The sequence below is a fragment of the Gordonia oryzae genome (assembly GCF_003797185.1).
Taxonomy (GTDB): Bacteria; Actinomycetota; Actinomycetes; order Mycobacteriales; family Mycobacteriaceae; genus Gordonia; species Gordonia oryzae.
On sequence record NZ_RKMH01000018.1, the window covers coordinates 52157 to 77570 of the forward strand.

The 25414-nt window shown below is 66.1% G+C and carries 19 protein-coding genes; 7 read left to right on the plus strand and 12 right to left on the minus strand.

What is annotated here, in order from left to right; all coding sequences use genetic code 11:
* Window position 1: 1 nt before the first annotated feature.
* From EF294_RS19105 to EF294_RS19115, 3 genes are all read left to right on the plus strand, one after another.
* Window positions 2-352 (plus strand): hypothetical protein, encoded by a 351-nt coding sequence (locus EF294_RS19105; RefSeq protein ID WP_123932527.1) that lies wholly within the window; start codon window positions 2-4, stop codon window positions 350-352.
* Window positions 349-858, plus strand: a complete 510-nt coding sequence (locus EF294_RS19110; protein ID WP_123932528.1) for a SixA phosphatase family protein — start codon at window positions 349-351, stop codon at window positions 856-858. The genes EF294_RS19105 and EF294_RS19110 overlap by 4 nt, the downstream gene beginning before the upstream one ends.
* A gap of 147 nt (window positions 859-1005) precedes the next feature.
* The gene (locus EF294_RS19115) at window positions 1006-1380 is read left to right on the plus strand and encodes an ArsR/SmtB family transcription factor (RefSeq protein ID WP_123932529.1); all 375 of its coding nucleotides are present in this window, start codon (window positions 1006-1008) and stop codon (window positions 1378-1380) included.
* Between the two features lie 583 nt (window positions 1381-1963).
* Here EF294_RS19115 and EF294_RS19120 read toward each other — a convergent pair.
* The 6 genes from EF294_RS19120 to EF294_RS19150 all read right to left on the minus strand — a co-directional run bounded on the left by EF294_RS19120 (window position 1964) and on the right by EF294_RS19150 (window position 8509).
* Complete coding sequence (locus tag EF294_RS19120) at window positions 1964-2899, minus strand: esterase/lipase family protein (protein WP_425459453.1); 936 nt, start codon at window positions 2897-2899, stop codon at window positions 1964-1966.
* Window positions 2900-3074: 175 nt separating this feature from the next.
* Entirely contained in the window at window positions 3075-3845 is a 771-nt protein-coding gene (locus EF294_RS22500; protein WP_123932531.1) for a variant leucine-rich repeat-containing protein, read from the minus strand.
* 4 nt (window positions 3846-3849) lie between these two features.
* Window positions 3850-4242 (minus strand): hypothetical protein, encoded by a 393-nt coding sequence (locus EF294_RS19130; RefSeq protein WP_123932532.1) that lies wholly within the window; start codon window positions 4240-4242, stop codon window positions 3850-3852.
* Window positions 4243-4364: 122 nt separating this feature from the next.
* On the minus strand, window positions 4365-5483 hold the full coding sequence (locus EF294_RS19135; protein ID WP_123932533.1) for a DNA polymerase IV: 1119 nt from the start codon (window positions 5481-5483) through the stop codon (window positions 4365-4367).
* 426 nt (window positions 5484-5909) lie between these two features.
* A complete protein-coding gene (locus EF294_RS19145; protein ID WP_123932534.1) occupies window positions 5910-6809 on the minus strand; it encodes a carbon-nitrogen hydrolase family protein in 900 nt (299 codons plus the stop codon).
* A gap of 2 nt (window positions 6810-6811) precedes the next feature.
* Entirely contained in the window at window positions 6812-8509 is a 1698-nt protein-coding gene (locus EF294_RS19150; protein ID WP_123932535.1) for a flavin monoamine oxidase family protein, read from the minus strand.
* Window positions 8510-8677: 168 nt separating this feature from the next.
* On the opposite strand from EF294_RS19150, the gene EF294_RS19155 reads away from it, so the two are divergent.
* The 4 genes from EF294_RS19155 to EF294_RS19170 all read left to right on the plus strand — a co-directional run bounded on the left by EF294_RS19155 (window position 8678) and on the right by EF294_RS19170 (window position 12396).
* Window positions 8678-10180: a PepSY-associated TM helix domain-containing protein gene (locus tag EF294_RS19155; protein WP_123932536.1), complete on the plus strand. Its 1503-nt coding sequence runs from the start codon at window positions 8678-8680 to the stop codon at window positions 10178-10180.
* The gene (locus EF294_RS19160) at window positions 10177-10893 is read left to right on the plus strand and encodes a DUF5134 domain-containing protein (protein ID WP_123932537.1); all 717 of its coding nucleotides are present in this window, start codon (window positions 10177-10179) and stop codon (window positions 10891-10893) included. Before EF294_RS19155 ends, EF294_RS19160 begins: the two co-directional genes overlap by 4 nt.
* Window positions 10894-11008: 115 nt before the next feature.
* Window positions 11009-11995 carry a hypothetical protein gene (locus EF294_RS22305; RefSeq protein WP_123932538.1) on the plus strand — a complete coding sequence of 329 codons (987 nt, stop codon included), beginning with the start codon at window positions 11009-11011 and terminating at the stop codon, window positions 11993-11995.
* Window positions 11992-12396, plus strand: coding sequence for a GntR family transcriptional regulator (locus tag EF294_RS19170; protein WP_123932539.1), 405 nt, complete (start codon window positions 11992-11994; stop codon window positions 12394-12396). The genes EF294_RS22305 and EF294_RS19170 overlap by 4 nt, the downstream gene beginning before the upstream one ends.
* 270 nt (window positions 12397-12666) lie before the next feature.
* Here EF294_RS19170 and EF294_RS19175 read toward each other — a convergent pair whose 3' ends face one another.
* The 6 genes from EF294_RS19175 to EF294_RS19200 form a co-directional block, all read right to left on the minus strand.
* Window positions 12667-16626: a DNA-directed RNA polymerase subunit beta' gene (locus tag EF294_RS19175; protein ID WP_123932540.1), complete on the minus strand. Its 3960-nt coding sequence runs from the start codon at window positions 16624-16626 to the stop codon at window positions 12667-12669.
* Between the two features lie 78 nt (window positions 16627-16704).
* Window positions 16705-20202, minus strand: coding sequence for a DNA-directed RNA polymerase subunit beta (gene rpoB, locus EF294_RS19180; protein ID WP_123932541.1), 3498 nt, complete (start codon window positions 20200-20202; stop codon window positions 16705-16707).
* 462 nt (window positions 20203-20664) lie between these two features.
* Complete coding sequence (locus tag EF294_RS19185; RefSeq protein WP_246007967.1) at window positions 20665-21927, minus strand: hypothetical protein; 1263 nt, start codon at window positions 21925-21927, stop codon at window positions 20665-20667.
* Window positions 21927-22661, minus strand: coding sequence for a hypothetical protein (locus EF294_RS19190; protein ID WP_123932542.1), 735 nt, complete (start codon window positions 22659-22661; stop codon window positions 21927-21929). The genes EF294_RS19185 and EF294_RS19190 overlap by 1 nt, the downstream gene beginning before the upstream one ends.
* A 106-nt stretch (window positions 22662-22767) precedes the next feature.
* Window positions 22768-24051, minus strand: coding sequence for an MCE family protein (locus EF294_RS19195; RefSeq protein ID WP_123932543.1), 1284 nt, complete (start codon window positions 24049-24051; stop codon window positions 22768-22770).
* A complete protein-coding gene (locus EF294_RS19200) occupies window positions 24048-25325 on the minus strand; it encodes an MCE family protein (protein WP_123932544.1) in 1278 nt (425 codons plus the stop codon). Before EF294_RS19200 ends, EF294_RS19195 begins: the two co-directional genes overlap by 4 nt.
* Window positions 25326-25414: the final 89 nt, after the last annotated feature.

Below are 25414 nucleotides of genomic sequence, written 5' to 3' on the forward strand. Positions count from 1 at the left end.
CATGCGGTTGCGATCAGAACTGGAGTTACTCGGGACCCTCGATACCACCACGATCGAGGCCGTCTGCACCGACCCATCGCTGGCCGAGCACCTGGTCGTCGCATGCCTGGACGAGGCCGCCGACGCCGACACCGCCGCCGAACTGGCCGAGACTCGCGCCGAGGCGGATGCCGATGATACCGGTCGGGATGAAGGCGAGAGGGACCACGCCGCCGAGCCGGCCTGCTTCCACCGCCAGGAGGCCGCGGCGTGGCGGGCCACCGCGCGGGTGTTGGCCGGATCACAGCGCTCTCGCGACACCCCGCCGTCGCGCCCGGCGATAACGACCCGCAACGTCCGAGGAGTGGCGTGAGCCACGCCGAGACCGCCGGACCAAGACGGACGTTGGTCCTCATGCGACACGGCAAGTCCGGTTACCCGCCGGGCGTCGGCGATCATGGGCGCCCACTGGCCGACCGCGGTCGGCGCGAGGCAGCCCTGGCCGGTCGATGGATGACCGAGGAGGGACTGTCGGTGGACGCCGTGCTGTGCTCGACGGCCACCCGTACCCGGCAGACCCTCGACCGGACCGGGATCAGCGCCCCGACCGTCTACCTCGACGACCTCTACGGCGGCAGCCCGTTCGACGTGCTCGAGGCGTTGCGCATCCACGCGCCCGCGGACGCCACCACCGTGCTCGTCGTCGGCCACGACCCGGGTATGCCGACCACCGCGCTCACCCTCGACCCCGAGGGCAGCATCGATCGATTCCCCACCTCCGCCTATGCGGTCGTGCACATCGGCGTGCCCTGGGAGACGATCGGCGTCGACCACGATCCTGATGCCCGCCTTCTCGGCGTGCGCGTTCCGCGCGACTGACCTCGCATCGGCGCCACCGTCAACGCCTTGCGCGGTCTGCGATCTCGGATTTGTCCGGCGGGATTCCGCGCCATACTATCGATTACGCAATCACGTAATCCGCCAATTCATCGTTGAAACCAAGCGATGAATGACTGAGGAGCCCCCGTGTCGACCAACGCATTCTCCGGCACCGACCAGCCGCTGTATGAGATCAAGTCCAACCTGTTCAAGGCCCTCGCCCACCCGGCGCGTATCCGGGTCCTCGAGGTCCTCTCGGCCAACGACTCGCCGACCCCGGTGAGCGAACTCCTCACCATCATCAACATCGGCCCGACCACCATGTCGCAACATCTCGCAGTGCTCAAACGACACCACGTCGTCCGTTCGACGCGCACCGGCAACGCCGTGTTCTACACGCTCGCCCACCCGAAGGTGTCGGAGTTGCTGCTCATCGCCCGAACCTTCCTGGCCGACACACTCGACGAGCAGCGCGAGCAGTACGACGCGATCGCTGCGTTACCGCCAGTCGTCCGGGCCTGACGGCACGCGGCGCACGTCCATCACCGTCCCCCGACATTCCCAGGGACGGTGTGAACTCGCCCGGCCGGGCCTGGCCGTCGCCGAGCAGGCCATTGCGGCCGAGGAGATTTGGGAACCACGGCGCATACGCCGCCACTCCGTGGAGGACGGGGCGCAGCAGGTCACGGACGGCGGCGCGATGTGAGTACAGTCCGTAATGGTCCCTGTTCGTCCACCGAACATTGTCCACCGAGATATGTCCACCGAGATATGTCTGTCGAGTTGTGTTCACCAACTCACTTCCACAGCATAATCCCTGCCTCAGCCGACGTGGGTCGTCGACCGGACCGCGCAGTGGAGAACCCGATGCGGTTGCGCGTCACCGAGCGACGCCAACTCGCCCTCGAGTGCCACCGTGCGGGTGAACGCGACCGAAAGCACCGAGCGCACCGCCACACGACTGGATCGCCCTGGAGGCAGACGTTGCGCCGTTGAGGCGCTTCTACGCCTTCCGATAGTCGCGACGAGTTACTCGCGGCGATGGCCGAGCATGCATGCCACCACTATCGTCGTCCGGATGCTCGGCACGTACGTCACCGCCTGATCATCCGCCGGTCACCGGCGACACCGGTACGCACGGCACCGGGCGCAGATGAGTCGGGTCGAGGGCGTTGAGCACCAGCGCGGCAGATCGGCGGTTCGCCACGATAGACAGATGATCGGCGTGATCGATCGGACAGCCATCCTGCACAACGATAGTGGTGACATCGGTGCCGGGCGGTCCGGGAAGGATACCCGACGAGTACGGGGTGACGATCTCGTCGTCGCGCGTCACGATGTTGGTGTACCGCACCCCCGGCAGGTAGGGCGTGGGTAGGCGGACCGCCTGGTTGAAGTTGAGATCCGCCGGCGCGGGTGTGCATTCGGGACACGCCGGATGAGCGGGCGCCGCGATCCCTAGTCGCGCGCGGAATGCGGCGATCGTCTCGCCGCGGACGTCGTCGTCGTCGGGGCCCTGACGCCAGTACGGGGCGAGCGACACGTAATGTGCCACATGGCCCCGCCCACCAAGATATTTCAGCCAGTAGGTGGGGATCTCGGTGCCCAACGAATGTCCGACGATGTCGACCTGGTCACTGCCGGTCACGGCGCGCACGTGGTCGATGAATTCCTTGATCTGCCAAGCACTGTCGGGTTTGGGACCGAGTCCGCCGAGCGCCGAGACCGGCCACAGCGTACTGAGGGCACCGTAGGTGGGTGCGAACACGCAGTAGCCGGCGTTGACCAACACCGGCGCAAGCGTGGCCCAATTCGTCTGCTGCCCACCGCCGCTGCCGTGAACCAGGATCACCGGCCGCGGGTGGGCGGCCGACGGGCGGCACGAGTAGTCGTTGGTGCCGGGCAGCGACCCGCCGGGATGGGCGAGTTCGGCGGAGATACCGGCCAGGAAGTCGTAGGTCACCGGTAACGGGGTGTGCAGCCGAGCCTGAGCCGTCCCGATCCCGGGAGCCCCGATCCCGAGCACGCAGGCCACGACCATCGCCGCAACGGCGACGAACGTGACGCGACGTAGTCTGCCCCGTCTCCCTGGCGGACGGCAAGGCCCGGAGCGGTGCATGCGGTGATCGGGAACAAGCGACACGCCTTACGGTAACCCCGGGCGGCGAAGGTCGAAAAGACCTTGCTCCCCCGCAGATGAGCCGCAGTTGATGCCGTCAGCCATAACGGCGGCGGGCCACCACGTCTCGGGCCTCGGGCTCGCCGTATACGGCGAGCCAGTCGAGCAGATCCGGATACGTCGCCGGATTGGCGGCGAGATGGATGTGCAGGCCGCTCGCCGTTGCGGCGATCTGCGCGAGAACGGCCGGGTCGGTGGCGGGATCGGCGGCCTGCGCGGCCGTGAACCCGTGGCCAGGTGCTCCCGGCCTCGCCACGAGTTCGGTCGGCGAATCGACCGGCGGCTGAGCGCCCAACCCTCTTGGCCCCGTCGGCGGGCTCGGGAACCGCTGCCCCGGAGGCGGATTCGGGAACCGCTGCCCCGGAGGCGGGCTCGGGAACCGCTGCCCCGGAGGCGGGCTCGGGAACCGCTGCCCCGTAGACGGATTCGGGAACCGCTGCCCCGGAGGCGGGCTCGGGAACCGCTGCCCCGTAGACGGTGCACCGGAAGTCGCGATGCGGGTGCGCCAGAGGTACGCGATGTGGGCGATCGTCGTCGACGTCCCGGCGAACGGATCCATCCCGGTTCCGAGGAGCACTGTGTACAGGGTGGCGACGGCGAAGAGGAGGATCGCGACCGGCCAGAACAGGAAGACGAAGACCAGCGCGAGGAGGACGATCACGCCACCACCGATCAGTGCGCGCAGTCCCGCGCCCTGCGGATTGGGTCCGGTAGGCGCGGCCGGGCGCGTAGATGGACCCGACGGCCAACCACCGAAACCGGGGTTCGGGGCGCCAGGGTTGTCGCCGGGACCGGGAGGGATCGTCATGTCCTCACCCACATTCCGCCGCGATGTTGCGGGTGTCGCTCCGGAAGCCCGACTCGCTGATGAGCCCCGACGAGGAGTCGACGTCCTCCCCGTCGGAGCGGACGCCAGAGTCATCGTAGTCCTTAGCCGCATCGGCGAGTGCGGTGAGCTCATCGGTCACGTCGATTTCGGAATCGTCGTCGAAGGCGTTGAGCGCGGTCCGATACGCCGAGCAGAGTTCCGAGCGGCTCGTCGAGTACCCGCCAACCGCCGATGATCCACCGCCGCAGCCGCTGGCGAACACTCCGATCAGGCCGACAAACACCAGTGCTCCCACGATCGCCGGCAGCAGTGGGATGCGGCCGGCCACCTCGGCTGCCGGTGTGGGCCGGCGCGGCGGTGTCGGGGGTGCGGTCATCGGGAAAGCTCCTGCGAGGACAAGGATGTGACGAGCGCTCAACGGTATCAACGACGACCCGTTCGTCGGTGTCGTCCGTTTGGACGTAATCACCTGGACGCGCCGGCCCCATAGCCGTCCGCTCAGTCCGGCTCGTCCCCGTCTCCCGCAGCGCCGTCCGAGTCCTCGACGAGATCGAGGCGAACCCCCAACATGCGGATCGGCCGCCCCTGTTCGAACTTGCCCAGCAATTCGACGACGACCGGGATGATCACGGCCGAGTCCGTGCTGGGAGCGGGCAATTTTTGCAACTTGGTCCGCGTGTAGAAGGTGGAGGTCCGCACGGTGACGGCCGCCCGAAAGGCCACTCGCCCCTCCGCGACGATCTGGGCTCGTAGTTCCTCGGTGAGTTCGGTAGCTGCCGTGGCGATCTCGTCCGGATCGGTGAGATCGGTGGCGAAGGTGCGGGACTTGGAGTGGGATTTCGCGACGAACGGTTCGCCGGTGATTGTCGAGTCGCCACCGCCACGGCAGAGCACATAGAGCCAGTTGCCCTGGTGCGGGCCGAATCTCGCGATGAGGTCCTCGCGAGCGGTGGCGATCAGCTCGTCGACCGTACTCACCCCCATCTCGGTCAGTTTTTCCGCGGTGCGCGGGCCGACACTCCACAGGTCGCGTGTGGGGGCAGAACCCATGAGCGGCAGCCAGTTCCGACTGTCGAGCAGGAACACGCCGCCGGCCGGGTCGCGTTTGGCGAAGCCGGTGGCCATCTTGGCACGTTGTTTGTTGTCGCTGATACCGATACGACACGTCAACCCGCTACGGTGCGCGACCTGTTCGCGCAGTCCGGCCGCGAGGGTGCGGATCTCGGCGTCGGTCCCCTCGTCGACCCCGGCGTAGGCCTCGTCCCAACCCCAGACCTCGATGGGGTGCCCCGACTCCCGCAGGATATTCATGACCTGGGCCGACGCCGCGTCGTAGGCCGCCATGTCGAGCGGCAGATACACCGCATCGGGCAGCTTGCGGTAGGCGGCCCGCAGCGGCATCCCCGCGCGTACACCGACCGCACGCGCCTCGTAGGACGCACAGGTCACGACCTTGCGCGCCTCGGTCGGATCCCCATTACCACCGACGATCACCGCCACACCGACCAATTCGGGGCTGCGCAACCGCTCCACCGCGACCTGGAACTGGTCGAGGTCGATATGCAGGAGCCACCGATAACGCACGGGAGTCGGCGATCGGCGGCTCGACTCACTCACCTTCGCCACGATACCGCCGACGCCGTGGTTCCCCGAGCGTGATCGGGTGTGGGCGACAATAGCGTGAGCCGAGCAACCTGAGCCCGACCTGTTCGCATGCCGGCGCCGACGAGTGCCGGCGGTAACGCACCAACGTCAGATCCGAGGTGCCTGGGGCCAACCGGTCGCCGACGGCCAACAACAGGTTCTCGTCGGGCACCGAGAAGAACGACGACGCCGTGCTGACGGTGATCTCGAACCACGCCCGGCGTATGCTCGTCAGCCGACACCACCTGCGCGAGAATCATATTCATCATCATGCGATCGCGATGCAACGGCACCCAGCAGAAAGAACCGCAGCACCAGATCCGATCGGGCGGCCTGGTCTCCCTTGGCAGCAGCGGACACCACGAATCCCTGGACACGCACCGGCGACCCCTCGAGGTGTCAATACAACTCCGGGCGTCGATCGGCGAGATACCGCCAGGTCTCGCGTGACCGTCGAAGAGTGTCGTGGTCGGCGGTGGCGATGGCGACCCGCTCGTCGCGGCCCGCAGAGACATCGATGATCCCGCCGGGACCGACCATCTCGCTGAGACCGCCGAACGACAGATCTCGTTCGCTGCCAACATAATTTGCGTAGGCCAGGTACACCTGGTTCTCCAACGCCCGCGCCGGCAGGAGGATCTGCTGCACCTTGTCGTAGTCAGGCATGTTCGCCGTCGGCACACACACCACGTCAGCTCCGCGGATCGCCAAGTCGCGCACCATCTCCGGAAACTCGACCTCGTAACAGATGAGCATACCCAACCGCCAAGAACCGAAGTCGACCACCGGCGCGCGCGTCGTTCCGGCGGTGACCATCGCGATGTCGAGATCGCCGAACAGGTGCGTCTTGTGATGGGTCGCGATCGTCACGCCGTCGGAGTCGATCAGCCGAATGGCATTGTATACAACCTCTTTCGCACCGGCGCTCGTCTGATGAGCGTCGGTCACACGCTCGGCGCACCCGTAGAGCACCGCGAGACCATATCGCGAACTCAGTTGCGCCACCGAGGCGGCGATCGGGCCGTCGGCCTCGTCGGATCGTGCGCGCGCGGCCGCGGCGCCGATGTTGTAGCCGCACATGAACATCTCGGGGGTGATCAGCAGGTCGGCCCGCCCGGCCACATCGGCCATAATGGCCTCAAGCCGCTGAAGGTTCTCGGTGATGACACCAGCGTGATCATCACGGTCGGAATCGGGAAGCGGTGAACACTGCCAGAGGGCCAGGCGCAGCGTGTTGGGCCATCCGGCGTTGGGCGACTCGGCGTGCGGCGATGCGGAATCCAGCGACTTGTCGGTCATGGTCATTCCCCGATGTCGATCGGTCCGAGTTCGGCGTAGCGGTCCCCCGGCCCCGGATTGTCCGGAAGGCACCGTCCGCCGAAGTGCGTCATCACGCCCCAGACCGCGTTGAGTCCGGTCTGCACCGCCCCCTCCACCCACGCCGGGGTGAAGGAGACGTCGTCGCCGGCGATGAAGATCCCGCGCTCGGATTCGGGAAGAAGGTGTTGATCGTGGAAGTGGCCGTACATGCGCGTGTTGTATCGGTAGTGCCCGGGCAACGCACCCTTGAATGCGCCGAGGAAGTTCGGGTCGTCCTCCCACGAGACGGTGATCGGACGGCCGACGATGTGTTCGGCGATGTCGAGATCCGGATAGATCTTGCGCAACGCCGACAGTGCCAGCGACACACGACGTTCCACGGGGTGTGGCAGCATTTTCAGCGCGTCACTCATCCACGAGTAGGACAGGCAGATCACCCCGGGACGGTCGGGGCCGTTGTCGAACAGATAGGTACCACGGGTCAACCGATCGGTCAGCGTCATGCTGAGCACGTCGCGTCCCGTACGCGGATCCCGGTCGGTCCAGAACGGCCGGTCGACCATCACGAACGTTTTCGACGATTGCATGTACCGGGTGCGGTCGAGGGCCATCCACAGGTCTTGACTGAACAGTGCTTCGTCGCATTCGATCTCGGTGGAGAGCAACCACGCCTGGCAGGTCGCGATCACCGCACCGAACACCCGCGAGTCACCCCACCGGTCGGTGACCTCGATGCGATGTGGTCCGAGCCGACGCAAGGATCGCACCCCGGCCCGTGGCGCACCCTGATGCAGCGACGACAGGCTCGTCCCCACCGGCCAGTGCGTGATCCGCTGCGGCGCATCGGCCCACAATGCCCGCGGCACCTGCTCGGCGCCGCCGACGATCAAGTGCTGATCGGAGTCACAGTTGGTCAGCACCACCCGCAGGATCTCCAGCATCGAGTTGGCGAAGTCAGAATCCCAACCGCCGGTACCGAATCCGACCTGACCGAACAACTCCCGGTGACGGAACGACAACGAACCGAACTCGGTGGAGGTCGCCAGGAAGTCGTAGAAGCTGCGGTCGTCCCAGTCGGCGACGAGCGCATTCCATCGGCGCTTGAGCTCGACGGTGTCGCGCTCACGAATGGCCTGCTGCAGACCGGCGTAGCCGGCGATACGTTCGAGCGCCGCGTCCCATGCGTCGGATATCTCGCGGTAGACCGGCGGCAGGTCGTCGAGGGCACGGGCATAGAACGTCTCGCCGCCGATGTCGATCACCGTGCTCCCGGCGGCCTTGGTGAGCGGGTTCGGGAACGGCGCCGTCCGCAGGCCGAATCGGTTCACATACCCGAAGAAGGCGCTTGAGGAGATCGGAAAGCGCATGCCGCCGAGCTCGGCGACCTCCGGCTCACCGGGCACGAACGGCTCCGACCGCAACCGCCCGCCGATGCGATCGGGCTCGTAGACCACCGGCCGCAGCCCCATCCGCATCAGCTCGTAGGCCGCGACCATCCCTGCCATACCGGCACCGATGACGGCGACCTCAGCACCATGTGCATCGGGCGGCACCTCGCCCAGTCCGGCGGGATGGGCGATCCAGTCGTCGTAGGCGAAGGGGAAGTCGGGGCCGAATATGGTGATCGGGGCAGCGGACGGATCGCCGTGTACCGACGTCGGGTCATCTGGATTTCCCACGCCTGTAGAGGTTAGGCGGTGCGCGACCATCGGTATTCAGGTGACGCAGGACACACCGAGCCTCGGGAACCATCGGCGGGGACGCGCCGACCTCTCCTGCAATGACCTGGGGAGTACTCCGACCCCGAACTCCAGTCCACCAGCCCAGCACGAAAGCAGGACGAACACGTGGTGACGACCGAGCCCAACGATGTCTCCGATCCCCTCGAACCCCGGACCCCTGGTACCTCGGACCGGCTCGACACACGTGGTGCCACAGGCCGTTCCGCAGCCGACCGGTGGCGCCCCCTGCTACTGCGCTGGCACTTCTACGCCGGCATCCTGATCGGTCCGTTCCTGCTCGTCGCGGCTGTCACCGGCACCCTGTATGCGCTGATCCCCCAAATCGATCGCGCCGTCTACGCACACGAACTGACCGTCGACCGCGTCGGCGACACCATGCTCCCGCTGTCGGCACAGGTGGATGCCGCACGGCGTGCGCATCCCGAGGGCACCATCGTCTCGGTGACACCGGCCCCGCGCGCCGGGGAGACCACCCGGGTGGTGCTCGCCGCCGACAACCTGCCCGCCGACCGCACCCGCACCGTGTTCGTCGACCCGTACACCGGGGAGGTCCGCGGGGCGCTGCCGACCTTCGGCGAGTGGCTGCCGGTCCGGGCATGGTTCGACGATCTGCACCGCAATCTGCATCTCGGCGATCTCGGTCGCAACTACAGCGAGATCGGCGCGAGCTGGTTGTGGGTGGTGGCCCTCGGCGGGCTGATCCTGTGGATCGGCCATCGGCGTCGCACCCACAAACTCGCCCGGCTGGCCGTCCCGGACCGCGCCGCACCCCGGCGCGCCCGCACCCTGAGTTGGCATGGTGCGGTAGGGGTGTGGATCATCATCGGTCTGATCGGATTGTCGGCGTCTGGACTGAGCTGGTCGCGCTTTGCCGGGGAGAACATCGGTGACCTGCGCAGCGAATTGTCGTGGACGACGCCTGCGGTGTCGACGACAATCCCCGGCGCCGCCGGCTCTGCAGACGCGGCCGCACACCACGATTCCGGTGCCGCCCAGACCGGTCTGGCACCGCTCGGCGCCGACGACTTCAGCAAGGTCTACGACACCGCCCGCGCCGCCGGGTTGGTTGGCCCCATGAACATTTCGGTGCCCGCCGAGCCGGGAGCGGCCTGGTCGGTCAAGGAGAACGCCCGCGGCTTCCCGAGCCACTACGACGCGATCGCCGTTGACCCGCATACCTTCGCCGTCACCGATCGTGTCGACTTCGCCAGGTGGCCGTTCATGGCGAAGATGACCACCTGGGCGATCAGTGCGCACATGGGCCTGTTCGGCATCGTCAACCAGATCGCGTTGGTGGCGTTGGGGATCGGACTCATCAGCGTCATCGCCCGCGGCTACCTCATGTGGTGGCGACGTCGACCCACCACGCAACGAACCTCCACGAGCAATCGACATCTCCCCCAGGCACCGCGCCGTGGTGCGCTGAACGGTCTATACCCGGCGGAGGCACTCGCCGTCGTCGCCATTGCGGCGGGACTCGGCTGGTTCATGCCGTGGTTCGGAATCCCGTTGGCGCTGTTCGTGATCGTCGACACCGCGCGCGGGGTGTTCACCACACGCCGAGGCGCCCGCGCCGAGGCCGACACCGCGGTCGGGGCAGCCCGATGATCGACGACATCGTGCTGCGGTGGGCGGTCTCCCTACTGTTCGCGCTGGCCGCGGCGCAGTGCGCCTACCTGATACTCACCCGTCGGATGCCGTGGCAGGCCTACGTCGGGCACGTGCTGCACCTTGTCATGTCGGTGGCCATGCTGGCGATGGCGTGGCCGTTCTCGGCGGACTGGCCGACCACGGGACCCATGTGGTTCTTCGTCGTGGCGGCAGCGTGGTTCCTGGTGAGCCTGGCGCTGCAACCGAGCCTGCGGCCCACCGACGACTGTGGTTGTGTGCCACCGACAAACACACCATTGGGGCGACTCACCGCGGTGTATCACGCCACGATGATGGGTGCGATGGCCTGGATGTACGCGGTGATGAACGGCGCCGTTCTGCACGACGGACAGACGACGCACGCGATGGCCTTGGGGACGGGTTCATCGGCGTCGGTGACCGTTCTCGCGCACAATCACGACGAGATGCCCGGGATGAACATGCCCGGCATGGACATGGGCCATCACGCCGCGCAACCCGGCTACGTGACACCCGTCAACTGGATCCTCAGCATCGGTTTCGCCCTCGCCGCGGCGGTCTGGTTGTACCTGTACTTCGCTCGTCGTCGGGCGGCGGTTGCCTCGAAAGATCTGATGACCTTCGCCGGGGACCTCTGTCAGGTGTTCATGGCGCTCGGCATGGCACTCATGTTCGGGGTCATGGCCACGTAGATGGTCGCAGGACTGGTTGAGGCCGCACCACGTCGATCTCATCATCCCAGTTGATTGACACAAGTGTGTCGATCGTTCTACCTTTGTGTCAGCACACTGGCACAAGGAGTTGTACATGTTCCTCGCCCCGTTCATCCTCATCGCGGCGATCATCTACACCGTGGCACGCACCCTGACCACGAATGACTCGGCCCCGCAGTCGACCAGCTACCTCAGATATCGCGCCACGATGCGCAAGCGCCTCAAAGCCGCGATCATCCCGCCGATCGCGGCTGCCGTCATCCTGACCACATACGGGATCGTTGCCCAGGCACTCGACCCGACGAACCCGAACGTGGTCCCCGAGCCCCTACGAATCACCCTCGGCCTCCTCTGGTGGCCCGGTATCTGCCTGTTCCCGCTGCTGGCCATGCTGCTCACAGAAAAGACCACCCGCCCATCCGGACCTCCGGTGGCAACCCTGGCACCTCGAGGCACACGGGAGCTGATCCCGCGGTGGCTCCTGCGCTTCGTCTCGTCCATCTGTCTGATCGCCGCGCTCACACCGCTGATCCTGGTCTCGCCGCTCGGTGCCACCCGCATCATGCGGAGCGCGAACAACCCGCCTACCGTCAACTACTCAGTCGACGGAACGGACATCTGGATGGCATACGTCGTCTTCCTGGTCGCCGCCATACTGACCGTGTCGGTGATCCGCGTCACCATACGACGACGCGACATCGATCCCATCACCGGCAGCGATGGGTGGAGCCGCAGCGGCACCGCCGTCCGTGCGCTGTGCGTGCTCTACATCCCAGCGGCGTTGGTCATTGTCAATGGACTCACCGTTCCACGGAACGCAGCACTGGCATACCTCGATCACATCCGCGCGGGCGGCGAGTCGATCGATGGATGGCCGAGGTGGTTGGCATCAACTGCTCCCGCCTACATCGCCGACGGCACGAGTGCCATGCTGATGCTCGGCGTCGTCGTCGCGCTGGTCATCTTCGCGCGACCGCCTATGCCGCGGGCACTCGCCTTGACCGCGGAATCTCCGATCCCAGCTCCGCATCACAACACCAACGACCCCAACGACCCCAACGACCAGGCGGCCGCACGGTGACACCCCCGCGGATCAGGGTCGAAGAGGAGGATCCCACGCCGGCATTCGAGCAGATCCGGCGCCAGATCACCGGACATATAGCCTCCGGCGCCCTCCCTATGGGCGCGAAGCTGCCGCCACTGCGGCAACTCGCCCGTGACCTTGGAATCGCGGTCGGTACCGCGGCGCACGCCTACCGCGAACTCGAGGCCGCCGGTCTGATCGAAAGCCGGCGCGGCGGCGGCACCCGCGTGATCGCTGCGCCGGATGACACCCAACTCTCCGAATTCGACACAGCCGCCCTCCGAGCGGCCGCGGCGCACTACAGCGCCGTGGCCGACCGACTCGGCGCATCCCGATGGGCCGCGCTCGACGCCGTGATCGCAGCACTGCGCTCCGGCGGACCCACACCCCACGAGTGACAACGGCGTCACCACGATGTGCACACCTCCGCACTCGGCGGGGTTGCGTCGCAAGCAAACCCACGAACCGATCGTTGTCGGCGACCTCACCGCGATCACATTCGCTGTGATCGGGTCATCGCCCAGCCAGCCCGACGTCGCTACCTTCGGTAGGGTCACCTGCGTACTGAACACCCGGCGGCACTTGGCCAACAGCCACCGACAACAACAGCCCCCGCACTGAAAAGTGCAGGGGCTGTTGGTCTTTGAACGGTGCCCAGCGGCGTCGGGCTAGCGGTAGTCGCCGCTGGAGAAGCCGTAGTCGTCGAGCGGCACCGCAGCGCCGGCGGGAGCACCGAAGGTGCCGTCCGGGCTGTAATAGGTGTCGTCGTAGGCGGGCATCGCGTAGGCCGCGGCGCGCGCCTCCTCGGTCGGCTGCACCTGAATGTTGCGGTACCGGTTGATGCCGGTACCGGCCGGGATCAGCTTACCGATGATCACGTTCTCCTTGAGACCGATGAGCTTGTCGCTGCGGCTGTTGATGGCCGCATCAGTGAGCACACGGGTGGTCTCCTGGAACGACGCCGCACTCAGCCACGAGTCGGTGGCCAACGACGCCTTGGTGATACCCATCAGCACCGGACGACCGGCCGCGGGCTCGCCACCCTCGGACACGACGCGACGGTTGGCGGCCTCGAACTCGGCACGCTCGGTGAGCGAACCGGGCAGGAACTCCGTCGACCCCGAGTCGATGATCGTCACACGACGCAGCATCTGACGCACGATGGTCTCAATGTGCTTGTCGTGGATCGACACACCCTGGCTGCGGTAGACCTCCTGAACCTCGTTGACCAGGTGCACCTGCACCTGACGGGGCCCCATCACGCGCAGCACCTCGTGCGGGTTCGCCGAACCCTCCATGAGCTGCTGGCCGACCTCGACGTGGTCGCCATCGGCGAGCAGACGCTCGGAGCCGTCGTCGTGCTTGAACACACGCAGACGCTGACGCTTCGAGATCTTGTCGTAGACAACCTCTTCCGATCCGTCGTCGGGGACGATCGTGATCTTGTAGAAGCGATCATCGTCCTCGAGACGCACCCGGCCGGAGACCTCCGCAATCGGCGCGACACCCTTGGGCACGCGCGCCTCGAAGAGCTCCTGCACACGCGGCAGACCACCGGTGATGTCGTCACCGACGCCACCCTGGTGGAAGGTACGCATGGTCAGCTGGGTACCGGGCTCACCGATCGACTGGGCCGCGATGATACCGACGGCCTCGCCGATGTCGACGAGCTTGCCGGTGGCCATCGACCGCCCGTAGCACATCGCACACACGCCGGTGCCGGTCGCACAAGTCAACACCGAACGGACCTTGACCTGCGTGATGCCCGCTGCGAGCAGGGCCTCGATGGCCGGATCACCGAGATCGTGACCACGCTCGACGACGACGTTGCCCTCGGCGTCAAGGGCATCGGCGGCCAGCGTACGTGCGTACGCACTGGTCTCGACGTGCGCGTCACGGATGATCGAACCGTCGGGCTGCTTCTCGCCCAGCGGGACAACGATTCCGCGCTCGGTGTCACAGTCGGTCTCGCGGACGATGACATCCTGGCTGACGTCGACCAGACGACGGGTCAGGTAACCCGAGTCGGCGGTACGAAGTGCGGTGTCGGCCAGACCCTTTCGGGCACCGTGGGTGTTGATGAAGTACTCCGCCACGGTCAGGCCCTCGCGGAAGGAGGACTTGATCGGACGCGGGATGAACTCACCCTTCGGATTGGTCACCAGACCCTTCATGCCCGACAGGTTGCGGACCTGGGTCATGTTTCCGGTCGCACCCGACTTCGGGATCATCGTGATCGGGTTGTCTTCGGGGTAGTAGTCCTCCATGGCCTTACCGACCTCTTCGGTGGCCTGCTTCCAGATCTCGACCAACGCATCGCGCCGCTCGTCCGGGGTCAGGGCACCGCGCTGGAACTTGCGCTCCAGACCATCGGCACGCTCCTCGTAACGCTCGAGGATCTCGGCCTTCTGCGGCGGCACGAGCACGTCGGCCATCGACACGGTCACGCCCGAACGGGTCGCCCAGTAGAAGCCGACATCCTTGAGCTTGTCGACGGTCTGCGCGACGACGATCATCGGGTAGCGCTCGGCGAGATCGTTGATGATCGCGGCCTGCCGCTTCTTCGGCATCTGCTCGTCGACGAACGGGTACTCGATCGGCAGCAGCTCGTTGAACAGCACCCGACCCAGCGTGGTCGTGATGGTCCAGGGCTGTCCGAATCGCCAGCCGTCGGCGAACTCCTGCGCCTCGATCTCCAGTGGCGGTCGCTGATCGGTCAATCGCACCTTGATGCGCGACTGCACGGTCAGCACCCCACGGTCGACGGCCATGATGGCCTCGGCCGGGCTGGAGTACACGCCCACCTCGGGGTGCTCGGCGGTGGCGGACTGGTACTCGCCTACCGCACCCTCCTTGAGCGAGGTCAGGTAGAACAGGCCGGTCACCATGTCCAGACGCGGCATGGCCAACGGGCGACCGGACGCCGGCGACAGGATGTTGTTCGAGGACAGCATCAGGATGCGGGCCTCGGCCTGCGCCTCCGCGCTCAGCGGCAGGTGCACGGCCATCTGGTCACCGTCGAAGTCGGCGTTGAAGGCCTCACAGACCAGCGGGTGCAGCTGAATGGCCTTGCCCTCCACCAGCTGCGGCTCGAAGGCCTGGATACCCAGACGGTGCAGCGTCGGCGCACGGTTCAGCAGCACCGGGTGCTCGGCGATGACCTCTTCGAGGACGTCCCACACGGCCGGACGCTGACGCTCGACCATGCGCTTGGCGCTCTTGATGTTCTGGGCCTGGTTCAGGTCCACCAGACGCTTCATCACGAATGGCTTGAACAGCTCGAGCGCCATCAGCTTGGGCAGACCGCACTGGTGCAACTTGAGCTGCGGGCCGACGACGATGACCGAACGACCGGAGTAGTCGACGCGCTTGCCGAGCAGGTTCTGACGGAACCGGCCCTGCTTGCCCTTGAGCAGATCCGAGAGCGACTTCAGCGGGCGGTTACCCGGTCCGGTGACCGGACGTCCTCGACGGCCGTTGTCGAACAGGGCGTCCACCGACTCCTGCAGCATCCGCTTCTCATTGTTGACGATGATCTCGGGAGCACCGAGGTCGATCAGCCGCTTGAGACGGTTGTTGCGGTTGATGACGCGACGGTACAAGTCGTTGAGGTCGGAGGTCGCAAAGCGGCCACCGTCGAGCTGCACCATCGGACGCAGCTCCGGCGGGATCACCGGAACAGCGTCGAGAACCATACCCAGCGGCGAATTGCCCGACTGCTGGAACGCGGCGACCACCTTGAGTCGCTTGAGCGCACGCAGCTTCTTCTGCCCCTTGCCGCTGCGGATCGTCTCGCGCAGCGACTCGGCCTCGGCGTCGATGTCGAAGGTCTCGAGGAGCTTCTTGATCGCCTCGGCGCCCATCGATCCGGCGAAGTACTCGCCGTAACGGTCGGAGAGCTGGTGATAGAGCTTCTCGTCGATGATCAGATCGCCGGGAGAGAGCTTGACGAACTTGTCCCACAGCTCTGCGAGACCATCGAGTTCACGCTGCGCGGCGTCACGCATGCGACGCATCTCGCGCTCGGCCCCGTCCTTGACCTTGCGGCGGACGTCGGCCTTGGCGCCCTCGGCCTCGAGTTCGGCGAGATCGGCCTCGAGCTTCTGCTGACGCTCGTTGAGGTCGACGTCACGCTGGTCGGCGACGGCCTTCTTCTCGACCTCGATCTCCGCCTCGAGCGTGGAGAGCTCGTTGTGGCGCAGTTCGTCGTCGACGGAGGTGATCACGTAGGCGGCGAAGTAGATGATCTTCTCGAGATCCTTCGGTGCCAGGTCGAGCAGGTAGCCCAACCGGCTCGGCACACCCTTGAAATACCAGATGTGGGTGACCGAGGCGGCCAGCTCGATGTGGCCCATGCGCTCGCGGCGAACCTTGGCCTTGGTGACCTCGACCCCGCAACGCTCGCAGATGATGCCCTTGAAGCGCACACGCTTGTACTTGCCGCAGTAGCACTCCCAGTCGCGAGTCGGTCCGAAGATCTTCTCGCAGAACAGACCGTCCTTCTCCGGCTTGAGCGTGCGGTAGTTGATGGTCTCCGGCTTCTTGACCTCGCCGTAGGACCAGTTGTGGATGTCATCGGCCGTAGCGAGACCGATCTTCAGTTCGTCGAAGTAGTTGACGTCGAGCACTCTATGCCTTCCCTGAGCAAGCTCTTTGATTCGACTAATGGGGGTACCTGCCGGGGCCGTGGCCCCGGCAGGCGTTGATCAGTTCGCCAGGTCGTCGACCGTCGCGGACTCATTGCGCGACAGGTTGATTCCCAGGTTGGCGGCGGCGCGTTCGAGATCGTCGTCGTCGGAGTCGGCCATCTCGATCGCGGCACCGTCACTCGAGAGCACCTCGACGTTGAGGCACAACGACTGGAGCTCCTTGAGGAGCACCTTGAACGACTCGGGGATACCGGGCTCCGGAATGTTCTCGCCCTTGACGATCGCCTCGTACACCTTCACCCGGCCGACGACGTCGTCGGACTTGATCGTCAGCAGCTCCTGCAGGGTGTAGGCGGCGCCGTAGGCCTGCATCGCCCAGCACTCCATCTCACCGAAGCGCTGCCCACCGAACTGGGCCTTACCGCCGAGCGGCTGCTGGGTGATCATCGAGTACGGACCGGTCGAGCGCGCGTGGATCTTGTCGTCGACCAGGTGATGCAGCTTGATGATGTACATGTAGCCGACCGACACCGGGTACGGGAACGGCTCACCGGAACGACCGTCGAACAGCATGGCCTTCCCGTCGCCGTTGACCATGACCTCACCGTCGCGGTTGGGCAGCGTCGAGGACAGCAGTCCGGTCAGCTCCTCCTCACGGGCCCCGTCGAACACCGGGGTCGCGGTGTTGGTGTCGGGGGCCGCCGAGTACATGTCCTCGGGCAGCTTCGACGCCCACTCCGGGACACCGCCGGCCACGTCGACGTTCCAGCCGGCCTTGGCGATCCACCCGAGGTGGGTCTCCAAGATCTGGCCGATGTTCATACGACGCGGCACACCGTGGGTATTGAGGATGATGTCCACCGGGGTGCCGTCCGGCAAGAACGGCATGTCCTCGGCGGGCAGGATCTTGCCGATGACGCCCTTGTTGCCGTGGCGGCCGGCAAGCTTGTCGCCGTCCTGGATCTTGCGCTTCTGTGCCACGTAGACGCGGACCAGCTCGTTGACGCCGGGCGGCAGATCGTCATCGTCATCACGGCTGAACACCCGCACACCAATGACCTTGCCGGTCTCACCATGCGGGACCTTGAGCGAGGTGTCGCGCACCTCGCGGGCCTTCTCGCCGAAGATGGCACGCAAGAGACGCTCCTCCGGGGTCAGCTCGGTCTCGCCCTTCGGGGTGACCTTGCCGACCAGGATGTCGCCGTCGCGGACCTCCGCACCGATGCGCACGATGCCGCGCTCGTCGAGATCGGCGAGCACCTCGTCGGAGACGTTCGGGATGTCGCGGGTGATCTCCTCGGCACCGAGCTTGGTGTCGCGGGCATCGATCTCGTGCTCCTCGATGTGGATCGAGGTGAGCACATCCTCCTCCACGAGCCGCTGGCTCAGGATGATCGCGTCCTCGTAGTTGTGGCCCTCCCACGGCATGATCGCCACGAGCAGATTCTTACCCAGGGCCATCTCACCGTTTTCGGTGCAGGGCCCGTCGGCGAGGACCTGACCGGACTCCACGCGCTGCCCCTCGTCCACGATCGGACGCTGGTTGGCGCAGGTGCCGTGGTTGGAGCGTGCGAACTTGCGCATCCGGTAGGTGTTGCGGGTGCCGTCGTCGGCCATCACGGTGATGTAGTCGGCCGAGACCTCTTCGACCACACCGGTCTTGGACGAGACGATGACGTCACCGGCGTCGACGGCGGCACGCAACTCCATGCCGGTACCAACCAGCGGCGACTCGTTACGCACCAGCGGCACAGCCTGACGCTGCATATTCGCGCCCATCAGGGCACGGTTGGCGTCGTCGTGCTCGAGGAACGGGATCATCGCGGTCGCGACCGAAACCATCTGGCGCGGCGAGACATCGAGGTACTCCACCTGTGCGGCATCGACGAACTCCACCTCGGAGCCCTTCTTGCGGACCAGGACGCGCTCGTCGGTGATGTTGCCGCTCAGGTCGTAGCTGGTGTTGGCCTGACCGATGAGGTAGCGATCCTCTTCGTCGGCGGTCATGTACTCGATGGTGTCGGTGACGACGCCGTCGACGACCTTGCGGTACGGCGTCTCGATGAAGCCGAACGGGTTGACACGCGCGTACACCGACAGCGACCCGATCAGGCCGATGTTCGGGCCTTCCGGGGTCTCGATCGGGCACATGCGGCCGTAGTGGCTCGGGTGCACGTCGCGCACCTCGAGGCCGGCGCGCTCACGGCTCAGACCACCTGGGCCCAGCGCCGACAGGCGACGCTTGTGGGTCAGACCCGACAGCGGGTTGTTCTGGTCCATGAACTGCGAGAGCTGGCTGGTGCCGAAGAACTCCTTGATCGCCGCCACGACGGGACGGATGTTGATCAGGGTCTGCGGGGTGATCGCCTCGACGTCCTGGGTGGTCATGCGCTCACGCACGACACGCTCCATACGCGAGAGGCCCACGCGGATCTGGTTCTGGATCAGCTCGCCCACGGTGCGCAGTCGACGGTTGCCGAAGTGGTCGATGTCGTCGACCTCGATCGGCACGTCGAGGCCCTCGGGGCCGGCGACCTTGGCGAACGACACGGTGTGGGGGTCGGCATCGTGCAGACGCACCAGGTACTCGACGGTCGCGGCGATGTCCTCGCGGGTCAGCACCGCCTCGCCGGTCATCGGGTTGTCGGTGAGACCGAGCTTCTTGTTGACCTTGTACCGGCCGACGCGCGCGAGGTCGTAGCGCTTCTCCTTGAAGAAGAGATTCTCCAGGAGGTTCTCCGCGGACTCCTTGGTCGGCGGCTCGCCGGGACGCAGCTTGCGGTAGACCTCGAGCAGTGCCTCGTCCTGGTTGGCCGCGTTGTCCTTCTCCAGGGTGGACATCATGATCTCGGAGAACCCGAAACGCTCGCTGATCTCCTCGGTGGTCCAACCGAGTGCCTTGAGCAGCACGGTGACCGGCTGGCGACGCTTGCGGTCGATACGCACACCGACGGTGTCGCGCTTGTCGACGTCGAATTCGAGCCATGCGCCACGACTCGGGATGACCTTGACGGTGTGCAGGGTCTTCTCGGTGGTCTTGTCGATGGTGGCATCGAAATAGACGCCGGGGCTGCGCACGAGCTGGCTCACCACGACGCGCTCGGTGCCGTTGATGATGAAGCTGCCCTTGTCGGTCATGATCGGGAAGTCGCCCATGAATACGGTCTGCGACTTGATCTCACCGGTGTTGTTGTTGATGAACTCCGCGGTGACGAACAGCGGGGCCGCGTACGTCATGTCCTTGTCCTTACACTCCTCGACGGAGGCCTTGACCTCGTCGAAGTGCGGGTCGGAGAAGGACAGCGACATCGAGCCAGAGAAGTCCTCGATGGGCGAGAGCTCGTGCAAGATGTCCTCGAGGCCTCCGGTCGGGCTCTCGTCTCCGCGCGAGATCGCTTTCGCGCGCCATTCGGGAGAACCGACGAGCCATTCGAAGGAGTCGAGTTGGAGGTCAAGGAGGCCCGGTACCTCCAAGGGTTCGCTGATCTTCGCGAACGAGGCGCGGTGTGGTGCGCCAGGGATGGTGGTTGAGGTGGACTGGCGGTCGACTGCCAAGGTGCGTCCTTCCAACACGATGTGTTCACTGCCGTGCGTTGTGTGGCGTGGCTGATGGGCCGTTCGCTGGTGACAAACCTGGATCGGCGATCACCGCAGCCCACACAAGGTGGCCGGAAGGAGAATCGTGAGATGGACAGGAGGCAGCCAGCGCAACGTCCAACTATAACAGGAAAAGAAGGCACCGTGTCAAGCAGTGATCACACTGCGGCACAGACGCCGTGAACCGAACTCGCGCTGTGTGGCTGCCACCCGCGATATTCGCTGGTGACAGATTGGCCCGCCGACGCCGTCACGTCAAGCGGTACGCGCAGATTTGTGGAAGAAATAGTGTGTCGAACCTGCTGGAGAGCGGATCCGGGCGCGCCGCACGCCGTCCGCGCCGCCCGAAACGGTGCCGACTTCGGGTTTGTGTGTCCTGCAGGGCACACAAACCCGAAGTCGACACAGATTCGCGAGGCCTCAGATGTCGGCGTAGCTCTTGATGAGCCACTGATCGCCGTGCTTGACCAGACCGAGCTGGTAACGACCGATGACGCTCTGCGTTGGGGCACCGTTGGCGGTCCCCGAGGCGACGAAGTTCAGGATCACCTCGGCGGTGGCGCCGTCGGAGTCGCCAGACAGGTTGATGACGCCGACGGCGTCGACCTTGCAGTCGTTGGTGACGTCTTGCTGCCCGAACTGCTCCTTGATGGTTGGCAGGCCCTGGTTGAACTGCGTGAGGGCGTTGCCGGTGAGCGCTGTCCGTGCCGAGGCGGCCCACTTGTCGAAATCCTTGCTGCGCGCGCCCTGGACCTGACAGAACTTCGACTGCGCCTGCGAGGTCAGGTCGGTGGTGGCAGCCTGATCGAGGAATGCCTTGTTGTCGCCGACATTCGCGCCCGGATGCAGCGCAAGGACGACGGCGACGATCGCGAACACAGCGGCCGCACCGGCGATAATCACAATGGCCCGACCGGAAAACCATCCCCGCTCGGCCCGACGAGCGGCAACCAGTTCCTTGTCGGCCGCCCTATCGCGACCCGCTCCGCGTCGATCGAACCCGTTGCCTCGCTGCGCGTTTGCCTGGGCCTGCGCGCGGCGCGCGGCGTCGGGCTGCGGCTTGATGGTCGACACCCGCGACACCGGTCGCGTCTTGCCGGTCGGACGTCCGGTCTCGCCGGCGAGGTCGTCCGGCGCCCCGGATCCGGGGGCGTCGGTGTCTGCGTCGTTCGCCGTCATCGAGATCGGCTCTGTCTCGTGCCCGGCCGTCTCGTGCCCGGCTGTCTCGAGCCCGGCCGTCTCGGACTCGCCGGTCTCGGACTCGGCTGTTCCGGACTCGGCTGTTCCGGACTCGTCGGTGACCGGGTCGTCGGCGATCGACTCCTCCCCGACCGGGTTCTCCGTGGCAGACTCCACCGCGGCAGACTCCTCAGCGGCGGACTCCTCAGCGGCGGACTCCTCAGCGGCGGACTCCTCAGCGGCGGACTCCTCAGCGGCGGACTCCTCTGCGGCGGACTCCTCTGCGGCGGACTCCACCGTGGCAGACTCCACCGCGGCAGACTTCTCTGCGGCAGACTTCTCCTCTGCGGAGATCGCCGTCACCTCGGTGGCCATCAGGTCGGTCGCCGTCACATCGGTGACCTGATCAGTCACCGCCTCGTCCACAATCTGGTCGGCCGGGCGCCGCGACCCGGCAATCTTCGGGCGGTAGCCGGGCTTGCGCTGCCCTGGTGTGCGCGCCATCAGTTACCCCCTGTCGGCGCACCGGTCGGGGCGGGCGTACTGCCTCCGCTGCCGGTTCCGGTACCCGACGATCCGTCGTCAGCGTAGGAGATCCCGTCGAGCGGACTCACCTTCACCGCCTTCCACGTGTCACCGAATTTCCGCATCCCGACCAGGAATCCCATGGTGTTCGCGGTCTCCGACGCCTGCCCGGGCGTCTTGCCAGTCACCGCGACGTACACGAGAACCTGCGCGGTCCCCTCGTCGGCATTGACCTGCGTCGGCGCCGACCGCACCACACGCGAGGTCGTCGACCCCACCTGGCTGCCGGCCTGCTGAAGCTGCGGGTCGAGCGTGCCGGCCACCTGCTGCCGGACCTGGTCGAGGGCGTCACCGGCGAAACTACTCTGCAGACGCTGGCTGAAAGCGTTCATGTTCTTGGGATCGATCGTGGTGACATTCAGCATCGCCTGTTCGGCGGCCCCCGTCGCGTCGTCGCGTGCCTGCTGCGTCGGCGCCACCGCGTAGGCCTCGTAGGCCCGATACCCGAACCAACCTGCGCACGCTATCGCGGCGACCAGTACGCCGATCACCACCACGCCCAGGATGTTGCGGAGCATCGCGGCATTGCCCGGCGTCGGCCGGTTCTTGACGGCCGCGGTACCGGCAGCGGAGACTCGTCCGCCCGCCGCACCGGGCTCGTCGGTCCCCTGCCGGGGCGTGCGGGACCGCTGCGGGTCACTCTTCGTCGTCATCGCGCGTCACTGTAACGATTGGACCTGAGAGGTTGCCAATCGCTCCTTCATCGTCGAACAGAGGTCGTAGACGGGCCGGGAACAGCCCGTCATCCAGCGTGTTTCGTCACTGGCCGACGCCGTAACCGAATCCACCAGGGTTCACCGGACGCACACCCAGTAGATAGGCGAGCTGGGTGGCCAGCGGATTGAGGTTCAGTTTGTCGGGGTCCTTCTTGGGCGTGTTGTCCCACGGCTGCGGGGTGTCGGGATTGGCGTACTGCACCCGGTCGGCGCTGCGCACACCTGTCGGATTACCGAACGGCACCTCACACGACGCGTTCGTGTTGAACGGGAAATCGTCGTAGCGGATGTCGAAGGTCGGGTCCTTCTTCTTGATCTCGTCGATCATCTTGTAGGTGCTCTCGTACCCCTTGGTACACGCCGGCGGGTTGTTGGTCTCGAGCACGACGCCGAAGTGGATCTGCCCATCGCCGGGTGCCGGACTGTGGCTGCCCGCCGAGAGCGCCGAGAGCATGGCGAACGTCCCCGAGGTCATGAAGGTCGCAGGTTGGATCGTGCGCGACACCTCGGACAGGTCGCCGACCACCTTGCCCAGATCGCCGCCGTTCTTCTGGATCAGCGCCGAGATCTGGGTCGCCGACGCCGTACCCGTGGTGAGCAGTCGTCGCAGATCGGGGTCCGCCGACGCGAGAGTGGCGGTGATCAGGTTCAAGTTGCGCGACCACGTGAGGATCGCATCGGACTGGTCGGCCTGGGTGGAGAGCACCACATTTGAGTTCTGGATCAGCGAGATCGTCTGCGGCAGGTTGTCCGCGCCCGCCTTGGCCAGCGTGTTCAGCGAGTCGACGAGGCGGGGGAGGTTGTCACCCTGCCCGTTAAACGCCTTGCCGAGTTCGGTGATCACCGTGTGCAGGTCGTCGATCGGGATCGAGTTGGTGAAGTTGATGGCCGAGGCGACGACATCCTCGAGCGGCGCCGGAATCGAGACATTGTCGGGTGAGATCGTCGACCCGTTCCCCAGATACGGCCCGGACGTCGACCCCGACGGCTGCAGATCGATGAACTGCTCACCGATCGCCGACCGCTCGGCGACGACGGCCTTCGACGACGCCGGGATCTTGGGTCCACCGGAGTTCAGGTCGAGTGCGACGTCGACGCCATCTGCGGTCAGCGTCATTGCGCCCACCCGGCCGACAGGGATGCCCATGTAGGTCACCTCGGCGTTGGTGAAGATACCGCCGGACTGCTTCATTTCCGCTGTCACCGTGTAGTTGCCGATTCCGGCGAGCTTGTCTAGCCGCGCGTATTTCGCTCCGACGTAGACAATCGCGACGATGCCGACGACGGCGAACACCAGGAGCTGGATCTTGGCGAGCTTGCCGATCATGCGCCCACCCCCATCTGTGCGAGCGTCTTGTCCAGCAGTCCCTGCCCCTGCGCGGGGACCGGGGCAAACGACGCCGGGTTGGCCGGGTAGGTGCCGCCCGACGGTGGCGTGTTGGGGCCCGGACGCGAGTTCGCGGCCGGCGGCAGCAGAGTGATCGTCGGCCAGCCGTAGCGCGGCCCGTTGCCCTTGTAATAGGGATTCGACGGGTTCACCGGCACGCTGTGCCGCTCCGGCGGCGAATAGACCGGGTTGCCCTGGCCCACACCGAGCGCCTCGAGCTGGTTCAGCGTGCGCAGATCCAACGTCATGAACAGATTGGTCGAGTCACCCTGCACCGCGGGCAGCAATGAGTCGGGGAACGGGTGGGTCAGCATCAGCGGCGCGGAGGTGATGAGATCCGGTGCCGCCTTGGACAATTCGGTCAACACCGGTCGTAGCGCCTTGAGATCGGTGATCATCGACTCGCGGGCGCGGCCGAGGACATCGGTGCCCACCTGCCCGAGTTTGTCGAGTTTGGTCAACAGGTCGACGAACTGCGGACGCTGCTGCTCGAGGACGGCGATACCGGCGGGCAACTGCGCCAGGATGCGGTTGATCTGATCGGTCTGCGCATTGGCCCGCGCCGAGAGCGTGTTGAGCCCATCGATCGCGCTGATGATGTCGTCGCGCTGCTTGTTGAGACCCGAGATCAGCTCCGAGGCGTTGTTCAGCAAGCTCTTGACGTTGTCCGCGCGGCCGTCGAAGGCCTTGTTCAGCTCGGTGACAATGGGCTCCAACTGGTTGATGCCACCACCGTTGAGCAACATCGACAACGCGCCGAGCACCTGCTCGATGTCGGTGGCGGTGCGGGTCCGGGCCAGCGGGATCGGCTGGCCGTCGGGCTGGCGCGGCGCATTGCCGGCCTCCCCCGGGTCGTCGAGGGCCACGAACTTCTCGCCGAGCAGACTGGTCTGCTGGATCGCCGCCTGCGCCTGATCAGACAGGTCGATCTCGTGCTTCACCTTGATGGTGACCAGCGCGTACCACTGGCCGTCGGGGACCTCGACCCTGGTGACGCGGCCGACGGCGACGCCATTCTGCTTCACCATCGACTGCGGGACCAGATCCAGGATGTCGCTGAACGCGATGGTGTAGGTCCGCGGGTTGTCGCCGACGTCGACGCCACCAGGCAGCGGGATCGACTGGATGCCGTTACTGCCGCACCCGGCCACCAGCACCACGGTGGCCAGGCTCAGCAATGCCCCGGTCAACCGACCGACCGATGTCCCGGTCAACCGACCGACCGATGTCCCGGTCAACCGACCGACCGATGCCCCGGTCAACCGACCGACCGATGCCCCGGTCAACCGACCGACCGATGCCC